This is a genomic window from Ideonella dechloratans, assembly GCF_021049305.1.
Taxonomy (GTDB): Bacteria; Pseudomonadota; Gammaproteobacteria; order Burkholderiales; family Burkholderiaceae_C; genus Ideonella; species Ideonella dechloratans.
The window spans coordinates 1,450,559-1,463,938 of sequence record NZ_CP088081.1 but is presented as its reverse complement, the minus strand read 5'-3'; the positions used below and the strand labels follow the sequence as shown (position 1 = coordinate 1,463,938).

The 13,380-nt window shown below is 70.0% G+C and carries 15 protein-coding genes; 6 read left to right on the top strand and 9 right to left on the bottom strand.

Going from position 1 to position 13,380, the window contains the following annotated elements; translation table 11 throughout:
- Window positions 1-71: 71 nt before the first annotated feature.
- Window positions 72-1,502, top strand: a complete 1,431-nt coding sequence (argH, locus tag LRM40_RS06920; protein WP_151124289.1) for an argininosuccinate lyase — start codon at window positions 72-74, stop codon at window positions 1,500-1,502.
- 84 nt (window positions 1,503-1,586) lie between these two features.
- On the opposite strand, the gene LRM40_RS06915 is transcribed toward argH, so the two are convergent.
- The 3 genes from LRM40_RS06915 to LRM40_RS06905 all read right to left on the bottom strand — a co-directional run bounded on the left by LRM40_RS06915 (window position 1,587) and on the right by LRM40_RS06905 (window position 4,960).
- Window positions 1,587-2,789, bottom strand: a complete 1,203-nt coding sequence (locus LRM40_RS06915) for a DUF5666 domain-containing protein (RefSeq protein WP_151124290.1) — start codon at window positions 2,787-2,789, stop codon at window positions 1,587-1,589.
- Complete coding sequence (locus tag LRM40_RS06910; protein ID WP_151124291.1) at window positions 2,782-3,651, bottom strand: DUF6502 family protein; 870 nt, start codon at window positions 3,649-3,651, stop codon at window positions 2,782-2,784. The genes LRM40_RS06915 and LRM40_RS06910 overlap by 8 nt, the downstream gene beginning before the upstream one ends.
- A gap of 79 nt (window positions 3,652-3,730) precedes the next feature.
- On the bottom strand, window positions 3,731-4,960 hold the full coding sequence (locus LRM40_RS06905; protein ID WP_151124292.1) for a DUF5666 domain-containing protein: 1,230 nt from the start codon (window positions 4,958-4,960) through the stop codon (window positions 3,731-3,733).
- 162 nt (window positions 4,961-5,122) lie between these two features.
- On the opposite strand from LRM40_RS06905, the gene dinB reads away from it, so the two are divergent.
- Window positions 5,123-6,451, top strand: coding sequence for a DNA polymerase IV (dinB, locus tag LRM40_RS06900; protein WP_151124293.1), 1,329 nt, complete (start codon window positions 5,123-5,125; stop codon window positions 6,449-6,451).
- On the opposite strand, the gene LRM40_RS06895 is transcribed toward dinB, so the two are convergent.
- On the bottom strand, window positions 6,425-6,871 hold the full coding sequence (locus LRM40_RS06895) for a YbaN family protein (protein WP_170288875.1): 447 nt from the start codon (window positions 6,869-6,871) through the stop codon (window positions 6,425-6,427). The two genes, dinB and LRM40_RS06895, sit on opposite strands and share 27 nt — an antisense overlap.
- A 158-nt stretch (window positions 6,872-7,029) precedes the next feature.
- Here LRM40_RS06895 and LRM40_RS06890 point away from each other — a divergent pair, with 158 nt between their 5' ends.
- From LRM40_RS06890 to LRM40_RS06880, 3 genes are all read left to right on the top strand, one after another.
- Window positions 7,030-7,530 carry a hemerythrin domain-containing protein gene (locus LRM40_RS06890; protein WP_151124294.1) on the top strand — a complete coding sequence of 167 codons (501 nt, stop codon included), beginning with the start codon at window positions 7,030-7,032 and terminating at the stop codon, window positions 7,528-7,530.
- A 52-nt stretch (window positions 7,531-7,582) separates the two neighbouring features.
- The gene (locus tag LRM40_RS06885) at window positions 7,583-8,545 is read left to right on the top strand and encodes a LysR substrate-binding domain-containing protein (RefSeq protein WP_151124310.1); all 963 of its coding nucleotides are present in this window, start codon (window positions 7,583-7,585) and stop codon (window positions 8,543-8,545) included.
- 97 nt (window positions 8,546-8,642) lie between these two features.
- Window positions 8,643-9,800, top strand: a complete 1,158-nt coding sequence (locus LRM40_RS06880) for an alpha-hydroxy acid oxidase (RefSeq protein WP_151124295.1) — start codon at window positions 8,643-8,645, stop codon at window positions 9,798-9,800.
- A gap of 22 nt (window positions 9,801-9,822) precedes the next feature.
- Here the strand turns inward: LRM40_RS06880 and ypfJ are convergent, their stop codons facing one another.
- The 4 genes from ypfJ to dcd all read right to left on the bottom strand — a co-directional run bounded on the left by ypfJ (window position 9,823) and on the right by dcd (window position 12,223).
- Complete coding sequence (ypfJ, locus tag LRM40_RS06875) at window positions 9,823-10,722, bottom strand: KPN_02809 family neutral zinc metallopeptidase (protein WP_151124296.1); 900 nt, start codon at window positions 10,720-10,722, stop codon at window positions 9,823-9,825.
- Window positions 10,723-10,812: 90 nt separating this feature from the next.
- Window positions 10,813-11,190: a DUF1801 domain-containing protein gene (locus tag LRM40_RS06870; protein ID WP_170288876.1), complete on the bottom strand. Its 378-nt coding sequence runs from the start codon at window positions 11,188-11,190 to the stop codon at window positions 10,813-10,815.
- A gap of 7 nt (window positions 11,191-11,197) precedes the next feature.
- Complete coding sequence (locus tag LRM40_RS06865; protein ID WP_151124298.1) at window positions 11,198-11,545, bottom strand: hypothetical protein; 348 nt, start codon at window positions 11,543-11,545, stop codon at window positions 11,198-11,200.
- Between the two features lie 108 nt (window positions 11,546-11,653).
- Window positions 11,654-12,223 carry a dCTP deaminase gene (dcd, locus tag LRM40_RS06860; RefSeq protein WP_151124299.1) on the bottom strand — a complete coding sequence of 190 codons (570 nt, stop codon included), beginning with the start codon at window positions 12,221-12,223 and terminating at the stop codon, window positions 11,654-11,656.
- An 80-nt stretch (window positions 12,224-12,303) separates the two neighbouring features.
- Here dcd and LRM40_RS06855 point away from each other — a divergent pair, with 80 nt between their 5' ends.
- A complete protein-coding gene (locus LRM40_RS06855; RefSeq protein WP_151124300.1) occupies window positions 12,304-12,912 on the top strand; it encodes an Mpo1-like protein in 609 nt (202 codons plus the stop codon).
- On the opposite strand, the gene LRM40_RS06850 is transcribed toward LRM40_RS06855, so the two are convergent.
- Window positions 12,854-13,333: a MarR family winged helix-turn-helix transcriptional regulator gene (locus LRM40_RS06850; protein WP_231067768.1), complete on the bottom strand. Its 480-nt coding sequence runs from the start codon at window positions 13,331-13,333 to the stop codon at window positions 12,854-12,856. The genes LRM40_RS06855 and LRM40_RS06850 overlap by 59 nt on opposite strands.
- Between the last annotated feature and the right edge of the window lie 47 nt (window positions 13,334-13,380).

Sequence of the window (13,380 nt, the reverse complement as noted above, 5' to 3'; positions counted from 1 at the left end):
GGGCCCGGGCCTGCCGGCAAGGCAGCGGCCTAAAATGCCGGGTTCCCCGCCCAGCCCTTCCGCGAGCCCCCATGAGCACCAACCAACTCGACAAGAAATCCCAGGCCTGGTCCGCACTCTTTTCCGAGCCGATGAGCGAGCTGGTCAAGCGCTACACCGCCAGCGTGTTCTTCGACAAGCGCCTGTGGGCCGCCGATATCGAGGGCAGCCTGGCCCATGCCGACATGCTGGCCGCCCAGGGCATCATCAGCGCCCAGGACCTGGCCGACATCCAGCGCGGCATGACCCAGATCCGCAGCGAGATCGAGTCCGGCGCCTTCGAATGGAAGAGCGAACTGGAGGACGTGCACCTGAACATCGAGGCCCGCCTGACCACCCTGGTGGGTGACGCCGGCAAGCGCCTGCACACCGGCCGCAGCCGCAACGACCAGGTGGCCACCGACGTGCGCCTGTGGTTGCGCGGCGAGATCGACCAGATCGCCACCCTGCTCGACGACATGCAGCGCGCCCTGGTGGCCGTGGCCGAGAAGAACACCGAGACCGTGATGCCCGGCTTCACCCACATGCAGGTGGCGCAGCCGGTGAGCTTTGCCCACCACCTGCTGGCCTATGTGGAGATGTTCGCGCGCGATGCCGAGCGCCTGGCCGACCTGCGCAAGCGCGTGAACCGCCTGCCACTGGGCGCCGCGGCGCTGGCTGGCACCAGCTACCCGCTGGACCGCGAGCGCGTGGCCCGCACCCTGGGCTTCGAGGCCGTCTGCCAGAACAGCCTGGACGCGGTGAGCGACCGCGACTTCACCATCGAGTTCACCGCCTTCGCCTCGCTGGTGATGATCCACGTCTCGCGCCTGGCCGAGGAGATCGTGATCTGGATGAGCCAGAACTTCGGCTTCATCAACCTCAGCGACCGCTACTGCACCGGCTCGTCGATCATGCCGCAGAAGCGCAACCCCGACGTGGCCGAACTGGCCCGCGGCAAGGGCGGCCGGGTGGTGGGCCACCTGATGGGCCTGATCACCCTGATGAAGGGCCAGCCCCTGGCCTACAACAAGGACAACCAGGAAGACAAGGAGCCGCTGTTCGACACCGTGGACACGGTCAAGGACACGCTGCGCATCATGGCCGAGATGATCGGTGGCGAGGTGGCGGCCGATGGCAGCCGCGGCGCCGGCCTGACCGTCAAGGCCGAGGCCATGGAGGCTGCCGCGCTGCGCGGCTACGCCACCGCCACCGACCTGGCCGACTACCTGGTCAAGAAGGGCCTGCCCTTCCGCGATGCCCACGAGGTGGTGGCCCATGCCGTCAAGGAAGGCCTGAAGCAGGGCCGGGACCTGGCCGAGCTGCCGCTGGCCACGCTGCAGGGCTTCCACGCCAGCATCGGCGAGGACGTGTTCGAGGTGCTGACGCTGCGTGGCTCGCTCAACGCCCGCAATGTGCTGGGCGGCACCGCGCCAGCCCAGGTCCGCACCCAGATCGCCCGGCACCAGGCCCGGCTGGGCTGAGACTCCGGCGGCCCCTCCGCCGCCGATCCAAAGACAAAGGGGCGCCGCAGGCGCCCCTTTGTCTCATCTGGAGGGCGGGCCTCCTCAGTTGTCGAACTTCACCTCGCTGGCGGTCACCAGCGTGCCGTCCGACGAGCGCACGCCCTTGACCTCGACCTTCAGGCCGTTGGCCAGGTTCGCGGCCGTGCCGTTCTCGAAGCTGGCCTGGGCGTAGGACACCGTCTGGGTCCGGATCACGAAGGTCTGGGCCGTCGTGTCCAGGCCACTGATCAGGCCGCTCAGCTCGAACTCCTGCCCGCTGCCGCTGTCATCGCCACCCACGCTGGCCTCGCTGCCCTTGAGCTCCAGCTTGGTGGCCTTGAGCACCGTGCCCTGCATGCGGCCCTCCACCTCCACCCGCACACCGGCGGCCAGGGTGAGGCCGTTGGCGTTGAGTTGCGCGGCCGAGGCGTCCACCGTCACGCCAGCCACAACGAAGTTCGACAGGCTGGTGTAGCTGGACACCACCGCCTCGATCTCGGCCTCCGTGCCGTCGCCGGGCAGGTAGGTGGCGGGCTGGGCGGTGGTCACCACCCAGCGGCCGCTGCCATCGGCCTGGGTCGACAGGCGCAGGCGCAGCGTGGCGCCATTGGCCAGGCCGGCCGGCACGGCATCGGCCGCGTAGGTCAGCGTGGCCGGCCCCATCTGGAACTGGCGCTGGGCGCTGTTCCAGCCCGACACCACGCCGCGCAAGGTGTAGTGGTCGGGGTTGCTGCGGGGCAGCACCAGCCGTGCCGCATAAACCGTGTTGACCGGATCGAAGATGGCGTAGACCTCCACCTTCTGTCCCAGCGAAATGGCGGACAGGCCGCCCGCCAGGCTGCTGTCGAACAGCGTGGACGCGGTGATGCGCACCGTCTGCCCCAGCACGGTCATGGTGCTGGCCGTGAGGTCCACCGCAGAGACCGGCCCGAGCAGGTCGCTGATGACATTGACGTCCTGCGCGGTGGCGGTCAGCGCGGTGCTGTCGATGGCGCCGCTCTGGATCTCCACCGTCATGCCCAGACGCAGCTCGTCGCGGCTGAGGGTGTTGCCATCCGCATCGTGGATGCGGGCCGTGCTCTCGTCGAAGTGCACCCCGTTGACCACGATCGAGCCGAAGCCGGTGATGGCGCCGCTGCTGTAGCCGGCGCTCATGCCCGTCCCACCGCTTTCAACGCCACCACCACAGGACACCAGCAATGCTGCGGCCGTGAGCCATGCCAGGCCCTGGAATTTCAACCAGCGCCGCCCAAGGAATTCACGCATGGGGCTTCCCCTCCTGATCTTGTGCAGCAGGCCGCCCATCGTCTTGCTGCGAATACATGTACACCCCGACCCGCACACGGGCGTCAGGCGTCAGGCCTGCCGCCTCGATCCCATCAATCCGGCGCTGGATCTCCGGCACCAGCGCCTGGGAGAGCAGCTTCCACTGGGCCTCAATGATGGCCCGCAGTTCCCGGGCGAGGTCCAGGGTCAAACCATCCGCCCAGATCGCCTGCTCAAAGTGCCTGGGTTGAAGGCCGCCGACGTTCTCCACCGCAGCCGACAGATGGTCGCCCACGTTGGCGCCCAAGTAGGCCATGAGCTTGGCCGTGTCTGCATCGGGCACAAAGGCCGACTGGCGAAGTGTCACCGTGTCTGCATCGGCTTCCCACTCCACCAGCTTCAGGCGAACCATGTCATCCAGCACGCTGCGCGGATGGACATCGCGGGAAACCTGGGCTGCAAGCGCCTCGAAACTGGGCGCCACGCCCTGACGCCGCAGGATTTGCGGCTGCCCCCGGCCGTTGAGGTAGTCCGGGTCCGTGCGCCAGCGCTCAAACACGCGCAGGGCCATCGAGGGGCGCAAGCCGGACGATGCGTCGGGCTCGGCCAGCAGCCGACCCACTTCACGGCGGTTGATGCCCGTGGCGGTCGACAGGCGACTGACAAGGCGGTGCGGCAAGGCCTCTGGCGTGGCACGCAAAGCGGCGTCGCGTGCCGCCTGCACATAGGCGGCCTTGAGACGCTCCTCGGCCTGCGCATAGGGCAGGCCCCGGGCCACCAGCAGCTCCGCCAGTGGCCGTAGGACCGCCTGCACGGCACCAAGCAGGGCCGTGTGCTCAGGAGGAACCGTGGGCGTGCTCATCGCCGTGAGGAGAACCATTGAATGTGCATGAATCCCATTTAAACACAGACCTCCCTGCGCAGGGAGGTCTGTGCCTTTCTCAGTCGTCCACCTTGATGAGCGAGGCCACCAGCGTCGTCCCGTCTGTGGACAAGCTGCCCTTCACCTCGATCTTGGCCACGGTGGCCAGTTGCGCCTCGGTCAGGCCGACCCACTGGCTGACGTTGGCGTAGCTGACGGTCACGCCGCGCAACACGAAGGTCTTGGCCGTGGTGTCCAGGGCCGAGAGGCTGCCGTGCAGCTCATAGTCCTCGCCCTGCCCGTGCTCGGCCCCGTCCTCCAGGTGGACGGAGGTGGCCACCAGCACGCCGTTGACCACGCTGCCCTTGATCTCGACCTGGGCCCCCAGCACCACGCCGCTCTGCCCATCCGGGAAGCTGGCGCCACTGGCGTCCACCGGGATGTCGTTCACGCTGAAGCTGGTGACCGAGGTCCAGGCGGTGATGCTGCCCTTGACCTCCGCTTCGGCATGGTCCTCGGACAGCTTGCGCTCATTCGTCTTGAGCGACAGTGCCGTCCAGCTGCCGTCGGCGGCCGGGGTGGTGGCCAGCTTGACACGCACCCACTGGTTCACGGCCAGGCTGGTGGGTTGGGGGTTCAGGCTGGCGTAGCTGATGGTGGCCGTCCCCATCTGGAAGGTGTGGGCCGTGGTGTCCAGCGCCAGGATGGGGCCGCGCAGCTTGTAGCTGTCCACGCTGCTCTCCAGGTCCACGCGGCTGGCCACATAAACCTGGCGCGCCGCATCGTACTGGGCGTGCACCTCCAGCACGCTGCCCACCACGGTGGACAGGCTGGCGAGACCGCCGCTCAGGGTGCTGTCATAGACCGTCGTGCTGCTCACCTCCACCGTCTGGCCCAGCAGGGTGAAGCGGCTGCCGCTGACATCCACCGCGGTCAGTGGTCCCTTGATCTCGCTGCCGTAGCGGATGACGGTGGCCACCGCCGTCTGGGTGCTGCTGTCGATCGGGCCGCTCTCGATCTCGACGCTGTCGCCCAGGCGCAGGTCATCGGCCGCGTGGCGGGCGCCATCGTCGTCTTCCACGGTCACGCTGCTGGTGTCGAAGCGCACGCCGTTGACGATCACCGAACCGAAGCCGCTGATGGCGCCGCTGGTGTAGGCCGCGCTGCCGGCCGTGGTGCCGGTGGTGCTGGTGGACGAGCCGCCACCACCGCCGCAGGCGGCCAGCACGGCGGCGCTGAACAGGGTCACGAGGCCCAGGCGGCGGGTCAGCCCCCCGGGGAAGGTGAAGTCGGAAAGCGATGTGCGCATGAAGTACTCCTTTGGCATCTGGGGGCCGCGGGCTGAACCCAGCGGTGCCGCCACTATAACTGTGCAATTTGCACATTCAATGAGAAGGGACTTCCCTGACACCCGGTTTCACATCGGGTTTCGATTGGCGATGCCGGCCCAAAGACTGATAATCCATCCAGTATGTCGCCGCCGCGCCGCCTGATCGCCCACCTCGACATGGATGCCTTCTATGCCTCCTGCGAGTTGCTGCGCTACCCCGAGCTGCGCGGCCGGCCGGTGGTCATCGGCGGGGGCCGGCGCCACCAGCCCGAGGCCCTGCCCGACGGCAGCCGCCGCTATGCCCGGCTGGGCGACTACGTCGGCCGCGGCGTCATCACCACCGCCACCTACGAGGCGCGGGCCCTGGGCATTCACTCGGCCATGGGCCTGATGAAGGCCGCCGCCCGGGCGCCGGATGCGGTGCTGCTGCCCACCGACTTCGATCTCTACCGCCGCTGTTCGCGCGCCTTCAAGGCCGCCGTGGCCGAGCTGGCCCCGGTGATCGAGGACCGCGGCATCGACGAGATCTACATCGACCTGACCCAGGTGCCCGGCGCCCAGGATCCGGTCGGCCACGACCCGCTGGGCGGGGTGCGGGCCCTGGCCCGGGAGATCAAGAACAATGTGCAGCGCGCCACCGGGCTGAGTTGCTCGATCGGCGTCACGCCCAACAAGCTGCTGTCCAAGATCGCCTCCGAGCTGGACAAGCCCGACGGCCTGACCGTGCTGACCATGGACGACCTGCCCACCCGCATCTGGCCGCTGCCGGTGCGCCGGGTCAACGGCATCGGCCCCAAGGCCAGCGCCAAGCTGGCCGCGCTGGGGGTGAACACCATCGGTGAACTCTCCCGCTGCGAACCGCTCTGGCTGATCGAGCGCTTCGGCCGCAGCTACGGTGCCTGGCTGCACGCCGCCGCCTGGGGGCGCGACGAGCGCCCGCTGGTGACCGAAAGCGAGCCGGTGTCGATCAGCCGCGAAACCACCTTCGAGCACGACCTGCACGCGGTGCGGGACAAGGCCCGGCTCTCCACCCTGTTCACCGAGCTCTGCGTGCGGGTGGCCGAGGACCTGCACCGCAAGGGTTACACCGGTCGCACCGTGGGCATCAAGCTGCGCTACGAGGATTTCAAGACCGTCACCCGCGACCTCACCCTGCCCCAGCCCACGGCCGACGCCGCCGAGATCCGCCACGCCGCCGGCCTGTGCCTGAAGCGGGTGGACCTGCGGCGGCGCCTGCGCCTGCTGGGCGTGCGGGTGGCCAACCTGCAACGGGCCGACGCGCCGCTGGCACCGTCGGTCAAGCGGAGCGCTCGCCCCAACCGCGCGCTGGTGCCCCAACCCGCCAACGTGCTGACCACCGGCCAGGGCGGCTTGCCGCCGATGGCCGCCGAGCGCGACCTGTTCGAGGAGTTCGACCCGCCGGCCCCGGGCGGCGCCAGGGGTTCAGTCGGCGGCCTTGCCGGGCGCTGAAGCCGCCGGGGCCGACGCCGGCTGCCGGGTGGGCAAACGCCACAGCCAGGTGGCCACCACCGCACAGCACAGCGCGGGCATGACCCGCCAGGCCGACGGAATGGCGAACCAGGCGGCGGTGCAGCTGACCGCCATCATCCCGGTGGCCAACTGCTTGGCCCGCAGCGGCACCGCGCGGTGGGTGCGCCAGTCGCGCACCATCGGTCCCCAGCGCGGGTGGTTCACCAGCCAGGCCTCCCAGCGCGCGCTGCCCCGCGAGAAGCAGAAGGCGGCCAGCAGCACGAAGGGCGTGGTGGGCAGCAGCGGCAGGAAGATGCCGACGATGCCCAGCAGCAGCGCCAGCCCACCGGCGCCCAGCCACAGGGCCCGCTGCCACCAGGGGCGCGGAGGGCTGACGGTGAAGGCGGGCAACTCGTTCATGGCGTCAAGAATGCGGGGCAGGCGCGACAGGCGGTTCGGGCGGACGGCTCAGACCGAGGCTTGAGCCAGCGCAAGTTTGGCCCAGTTCCGCACGGCCCGGCTTGGCCCGCCCCCCGGTCAGCGGCGAAAATCACGCTTTTACCCCGAGCCGCCCACCCATGTCCGCACTCGCCTGGTCCGAAGAACTCGTGCTGCAACACCCGCAGATGGACGCCACCCACGAGGAGTTCGTCGAGCTGCTCAATGCCGCCCAGGCCGCCCTGGCCCGTTCCGAGGCCGAGGGGCTGGCCGCCTGGGACGCCCTGGTCGAGCACACCATCGGCCACTTCGGGCAGGAAGACCGCTGGATGCTGGCCACCGGCTTCGCCAAGGACAACTGCCACAGCCGCCAGCACGACCAGGTGCTGGCCATCATGCAGGAAGTGGCCCGTCTGGCCCGCGACCACCAGGACTTCGGCCCCCTGCAGCGCATCATCCCCGAGCTGGCCGCCTGGTTCAGCATGCACGCGCAGTCGATGGATTCGTCGCTGGCGGTCCACCTGCAGGTGGCCGGCTTCGACCCCGAGACCGGCCTGTGCCAGAAGCCGCAGGCGGCGGACGCGGCACCGATCTCCGGCTGCGGCAGCGACCACTGCGCACCGGACCACGCCAGCGCCTGAGCGCGCCGCCCCCCGCGCCAGGCCCGGCGCGGTGCGCTACAGTGCGGCGGCCATGGCGCTGCCGCCCTCTCCCTCCCTGCCTCCCCCGTCCCCATCGGACGATGCGCTGCGCCTGCCCTCTCTCGACGCGCTGCGCGCCTTCGAGGCCGCCGCCCGCCTGGGCAGCTACGAGCGCGCGGCCGAGGCGCTGCACATCACCGCCAGCGCGGTGGGCAAGCGGGTGGCCACGCTGGAAGAGCAGCTCGGCCTGACCCTGTTCCAGCGCGGCAGCAAGCCGCTGCAGCTCAGCGCCAGCGGACGCGAATACCTGGCCGCCATCTGGCCGGCCCTGGAACAGCTGGCCCGCGTGCCCCAGCACCAGCGCGGCGCCCAGCGGGGCCAGCGGCTGCGGCTGAGCGCGCCGCCCACGCTGGCGCGCGAGGTGCTGGTACCCGCCCTGCCCGCCTTCGCCGAGCAGCATCCGGACATCGAGCTGGAACTGGTGCTGTCCGTGCCCTTTCTGGACCAGGGCGGCAGCGATGCCGACCTGGACGTGCGCCACGGCCAGGCCCTGCGCACCGACGAGCGCCCGCTGATGCAGGACGTGCTGATCCCCCTGGCCAGCCCCGCCCTGCTGCCCGACGGCCCCCTGCGCCAGCCCGGCGACCTGGCCCGCCTGCCCCTGCTGCGCAACCCGCTGGAGCCCTGGACCCCCTGGTTCCGGGCGGTGGGGCTGGACTGGCCCGAGCCCGAGCAGGGCCCCCGGCTGTTCGACCTGGGCATGCGGCTGGAGGCCGCCCTGTGCGGCCAGGGCGTGGTGCTGTCCCGTCCCAGCCTGGCCCGCGCCGCCCTGCGGGCCGGCCGGCTGCGGCCGGTGCTGGGTGCAGGGGCCACGCCTTGGTTGATGGCCTCCAGCGCCTACTGGCTGCTGCCCCATGGGGAGCAGCCCGCCCAGCAGGCTGGCGCCGCCTGGCTGCGCGAAGCCTGTGAACGGGCCGCCGCGGACGGTCTGGCCCTGATCACCGGTGGCAGCTGAGGACCGACTTTCCGGCTGGGACGGACGAAATTTCCGCCAAGGCCCGCCGAGGCGGATCTAGCATCCCGTCTCCCCCAAGAAGACCCGAGACAAGCCGATGAGCGTGATCACCCACATCGAAGACCTGCGCGTGCTGGCCCAGCGTCGCGTGCCCCGCATGTTCTACGACTACGCCGATTCGGGCTCTTGGACCGAGGGCACCTACCGGGCCAACGAGAGCGACTTCCAGAAGATCAAGCTGCGCCAGCGCGTGTTGGTGGACATGGACCACCGCAGCACCGCCACCACCATGATCGGCCAGGATGTGGCCATGCCGGTGGCCCTGGCGCCCACCGGCCTGACCGGCATGCAGCATGCCGACGGTGAGATCCTGGCGGCGCGCGCGGCCGAGGCCTTCGGTGTGCCCTTCACCTTGTCGACCATGAGCATCTGCTCGATCGAGGACGTGGCCTCCCACACGAGCCAGCCCTTCTGGTTCCAGCTTTACGTGATGAAGGACCGCGGCTTCATCGAGCGCCTGATCGAGCGGGCCAAGGCCGCGCGCTGCTCGGCCCTGGTGCTCACCGCCGACCTGCAGATCCTCGGCCAGCGCCACAAGGACCTGAAGAACGGTCTGTCGGCCCCGCCCAAGCCCACCCTGGCCAACCTGATCAACCTGGCCACCAAGCCGCGCTGGTGCCTGGGCATGCTGGGCACCAAGCGCCGCCAGTTCGGCAACATCGTCGGCCACGTCAGCGGCGTGGAGAACATGGGCTCGCTGTCCGAATGGACGGCCAAGCAGTTCGACCCCTGCCTGTCCTGGGACGATGTGCAGTGGATCAAGAGCCTTTGGGGCGGCAAGCTGATCATCAAGGGCATCATGGACGTGGAAGACGCCAGGCTGGCCGCCGATTCCGGGGCCGATGCGCTGATCGTCTCCAACCACGGCGGCCGCCAGCTCGATGGCGCGCCCTCCAGCATCTCGGCCCTGCCGCCCATCGTGGATGCGGTGGGTGACCGCATCGAGGTGTGGATGGACGGCGGCATCCGCTCCGGCCAGGATGTGCTCAAGGCCTGGGCCCTGGGCGCACGCGGCACCATGATCGGCCGCCCCTTCCTCTACGGCCTGGGCGCCCTGGGCGAGGCCGGCGTGACCAAGGTGCTGGAGATCCTCCACCGCGAGCTGGACCTGACCATGGCCTTCTGCGGCCACACCCGGCTCGACCAGGTCGGCAAGGACATCCTGCTGCCCGGCACCCTGCCCGCCGGAGCCTGAGCGGGGCCCGCCCCCGCGCCGTTCAGAGGCTGCGCGCCGAGAAGGTGTCGCAGTCGCTGATGCGGCCCTGGGCCAGCCCGCGCTGGAACCAGGCCACCCGCTGCCGGCTGCTGCCGTGGGTGAAGCTCTCGGGCACCACGCGGCCCTGGGCCGCGCGCTGCAGCGCGTCGTCGCCGATGCGCGAGGCGGCGTTGAGCGCCTCCTCCACATCGCCCTGGTCCAGCCAGTGCCGCTGGGCCTCTGCATGCTGGGCCCAGACGCCGGCCAGGCAGTCGGCCTGCAGCTCCACCCGCACCGAGGTGGCATTGGCCTGGGCTTCGCTCTGACGGGCCCGCAGGGCGTCCACCTTGCCGGTGATGCCCAGCAGGTTCTGCACATGGTGGCCCACCTCGTGGGCGATCACATAAGCCTGGGCGAAATCGCCCGGCGCGCCCAGCTGCTGGCGCAGGGTGTCGTAGAAGGACAGGTCGATGTAGACCTTGCGGTCACCCGGACAGTAGAACGGCCCCATCGCTGCCTCGCCGGCCCCGCAGGCGGTGCGGGTGGCACCGCGGAACAGCACCAGCGTGGGTTTCTCGTAGGTCTTGCCGGCCTGGGCGAACTGCTCGGTCCAGACGTCCTCGGTGCTGGCCAGGATGGTGGTGACGAAGCGGGCCTCCTCGTCCTGTGGCGCGCCGCGCTGGCCGGCCGGCTGGGTGGCCACTGGCGCGCTCTGCGGCAGCCCGCCGCCGTTGAGAAGCCCCAGCACCGTCAGCGGGTTGATGCCGAAGACCCAGCCGACCACCAAGGCCAGCACGATGCCGCCCAGGCTCAGGCCGCGACCGCCAATGGGCAGCATGCCGCCCCCCGAGCTGCCGCCCATGCCGCCGTCCTCGCGGCGATCTTCCACGTTGTCGCTTTCCCGGTTGCCTTGCCAGCGCATGGTGTCGTCTCCCCGGCCACGGACGATGGCCGTGGCGCTTCGGAGCGATTGTCGTCCCGCGCCCGGTCGATGCCGTCGGCGCGCAGGGCGTCAAGGCTGTCGGGGTGGTGGCGAGGCGACAGCACTGGCCTGGTCCTGCGCACAAGTGCGCACCAGGGCCAGGATATCGGCCTCGGGCAGAGGTTCGTTGTGACGCAGGCGCAGGCCGCGCTCGGCGGGCTCCCCCATGTCAGCGCCCTCGCTGCGCCCCAGGGGACGCAGATGCAGTCCGGTCTTGTGGGTGGCCAGCGCCAGCAGCGGTCGGCCGCCGTCCAGCGCCAGCACCAGATGGCCCCAGCGGATCGATTCCTCCAGCGCCGGCACGGCCTCCAGAACGAGTTGGCGCACCCGTTCGGCCACCGGCCGCTGGGGCGGTGGCAAAAAGTCCAGCCAGGCCCGGATCAGGGCCTTGGAGCGCGCGGCCCGCATGGCGAGCTCAGTTGCCCGCCGCCACCGCGGCCGCCAGCAGATCGCGGACGTGGTAGGCTTGGAACAGTTCCAGCGCCAGGCGGCGCAGCGGATCGTGCGCGCTGGCATGGGCCGTGGCGATGCGCTCGTAGGCGTACTCGCGGTCAAAGCACATACGGGCCACCTGCACCGGTTGGCGCTCCTGTGCCATCAGCGACTTGAAGCGCAGCAAGGCCCCCATGTCCAGGTCGGTGGCCAGCGGTGCGGTGCGGCGCAGCCGCGGTGCCGGGTTGACCGGCGGGCGGGCCATCACCTCGGCCAGCCAGGCCGGCACGGCGGTGGTTTCAATGGCGTCGGAAGAGATGTGCGTGTGCATGGGCGCTCCTGGGCTCCGGGGTGATCCGGTTGCCTGGGATGGTGCGCCCGCTGTCAAGCACCCGAAGCCGCGATGAAGCGGCCCAAACCTGCCCTGTTCTGAATCCGCTCAGGTCTTGGGCAGGGTGACGCCGTGCTGGCCCTGGTACTTGCCGCCGCGGTCCTTGTAGCTGGTCTCGCAGACCTCGTCGCTCTCGAAGAACAGCACCTGGGCGCAGCCCTCGCCGGCGTAGATCTTCGCCGGCAGCGGCGTGGTGTTGGAGAACTCCAGCGTCACGTAGCCTTCCCATTCGGGCTCGAAGGGGGTGACGTTGACGATGATGCCGCAGCGCGCGTAGGTGCTCTTGCCCAGGCAGATGGTCAGCACATTGCGCGGAATGCGGAAGTACTCGACCGTGCGGGCCAGCGCGAAGCTGTTGGGCGGGATGATGCAGACATCGCCTTCCACGTCCACGAAGCTCTTCTCGTCGAAGTTCTTCGGGTCCACCACGGTGGAGTGGATGTTGGTGAACACCTTGAATTCGCGCGCGCAGCGGATGTCGTAGCCATAGCTCGAGGTGCCGTAGCTGACGATCTTCTGGCCGTCGGGGGAATGGCGGACCTGGCCGGGCTCGAACGGCTCGATCATGCCGTGCTGCTCCGCCATGCGGCGGATCCACTTGTCGCTCTTGATGCTCATCGGGTTTCCTCGGAAGGGCTTGATTCTAGAAGCGCCGCCCGCACTGGGGCATGATGGATGGCAAGCAACCGGAGACCGCCGTGGCCACGCTCTTTCGTCCCGCCGACGAACTGCTGGTGGAATACGCCCGCTTCCACCGCGACCGTCGCAACATCCACACCCACCTGGTGGGCATCCCGCTGATGGTCTTCGGCCTGGCGGTGCTGTGCTCTCGCCCCCCGTTGGCCGCGGCCGACTGGGCCGGCCTGCGCTGGGTGCTGACGCCGGCCGTGCTGTTGTGGGCGCTGAGCACGCCCTGGTACCTCAGCCGCGGGCTGCCCGGACTGGGCCTGCTGGTGGGGTTGATGCACGCGGTCCTGGTGCTGATGGCCACCCCGCTGGGGCAGGCCGGCCACGCCACCTGGCTGGGCTGGGGCCTGGGCAGCCTGCTGGCGGGCGGGCTGCTGCACCTGGCCGGCCACTATTACGAGGGCCGCGCCCCCGGCATCGTGCAGGACCTGATCGACCTGCTGGCCGCGCCGCTGTTCGTGGCGGCCGAGATGCTGTTTTCGCTGGGCTGGCTGGCCACGCTGCGCCAGAAGGTGGAGCGCGAGGCCGGCCCCCCGCGGCTGCGGGATCTGACCGGTCCGCTCACATCGACGCCAGGGGAAGGCCGGCGGACGCCTCGTCCGCATCGAGCAGCCCGATGAGCCGGGTGAGGTCGGCTTCCATCCGGGCCAGGGTGGCCTCGTCGAGCTGAGCCAGGGCCACCGGCAGCACGCCACTGAAGGGCCCCGGACTCTGGGCCAGAACCTCGGCCCCCGGCGCCAGCAGGCGCAGCTCCACCGCGCGGCGGTCGCGTTCGGCCCGCGTGGTGGCCACCAGGCCGCGGTCCACCAGGGCCCGCACCAGGTTGCTGGCGGTGGACTGGCGGATGTCCAGGGCCTGGGCTAGTTCGTTCACCCCGATGCCCGGCCGGGACTGGATGACGCTCAGCGCCCACACCTGGGCACCACCCACGCCCACCTGGCGCTCGACCTGCTGGAAGTGGGTCTTGACGGCATTGAAGACCTGACGGAAGCGGCGCAGCACACGCGCCGCAGGTTCATCGAGCACGGTGGCCACAGGCACGCTCTGCAGAGCGAGATCGGCCGAAACATTGGTACAAGGATTTACCA

Bases quoted from the DNA above. Each gene is read 5' to 3' on its own strand.
- LRM40_RS06885 (WP_151124310.1), top strand. From the start codon at position 7,583: ATGGCGCTGCCGCCCTCTCCCTCCCTGCCTCCCCCGTCCCCATCGGAC.
- LRM40_RS06870 (WP_170288876.1), bottom strand. From the start codon at position 11,190: ATGCGGGCCGCGCGCTCCAAGGCCCTGATCCGGGCCTGGCTGGACTTT.
- dcd (WP_151124299.1), bottom strand. From the start codon at position 12,223: ATGAGCATCAAGAGCGACAAGTGGATCCGCCGCATGGCGGAGCAGCAC.
- LRM40_RS06865 (WP_151124298.1), bottom strand. From the start codon at position 11,545: ATGCACACGCACATCTCTTCCGACGCCATTGAAACCACCGCCGTGCCG.
- LRM40_RS06890 (WP_151124294.1), top strand. From the start codon at position 7,030: ATGTCCGCACTCGCCTGGTCCGAAGAACTCGTGCTGCAACACCCGCAG.
- ypfJ (WP_151124296.1), bottom strand. From the start codon at position 10,722: ATGCGCTGGCAAGGCAACCGGGAAAGCGACAACGTGGAAGATCGCCGC.
- argH (WP_151124289.1), top strand. From the start codon at position 72: ATGAGCACCAACCAACTCGACAAGAAATCCCAGGCCTGGTCCGCACTC.
- LRM40_RS06905 (WP_151124292.1), bottom strand. From the start codon at position 4,960: ATGCGCACATCGCTTTCCGACTTCACCTTCCCCGGGGGGCTGACCCGC.
- LRM40_RS06915 (WP_151124290.1), bottom strand. From the start codon at position 2,789: ATGCGTGAATTCCTTGGGCGGCGCTGGTTGAAATTCCAGGGCCTGGCA.
- LRM40_RS06910 (WP_151124291.1), bottom strand. From the start codon at position 3,651: ATGAGCACGCCCACGGTTCCTCCTGAGCACACGGCCCTGCTTGGTGCC.
- LRM40_RS06895 (WP_170288875.1), bottom strand. From the start codon at position 6,871: ATGAACGAGTTGCCCGCCTTCACCGTCAGCCCTCCGCGCCCCTGGTGG.
- dinB (WP_151124293.1), top strand. From the start codon at position 5,123: ATGTCGCCGCCGCGCCGCCTGATCGCCCACCTCGACATGGATGCCTTC.
- LRM40_RS06880 (WP_151124295.1), top strand. From the start codon at position 8,643: ATGAGCGTGATCACCCACATCGAAGACCTGCGCGTGCTGGCCCAGCGT.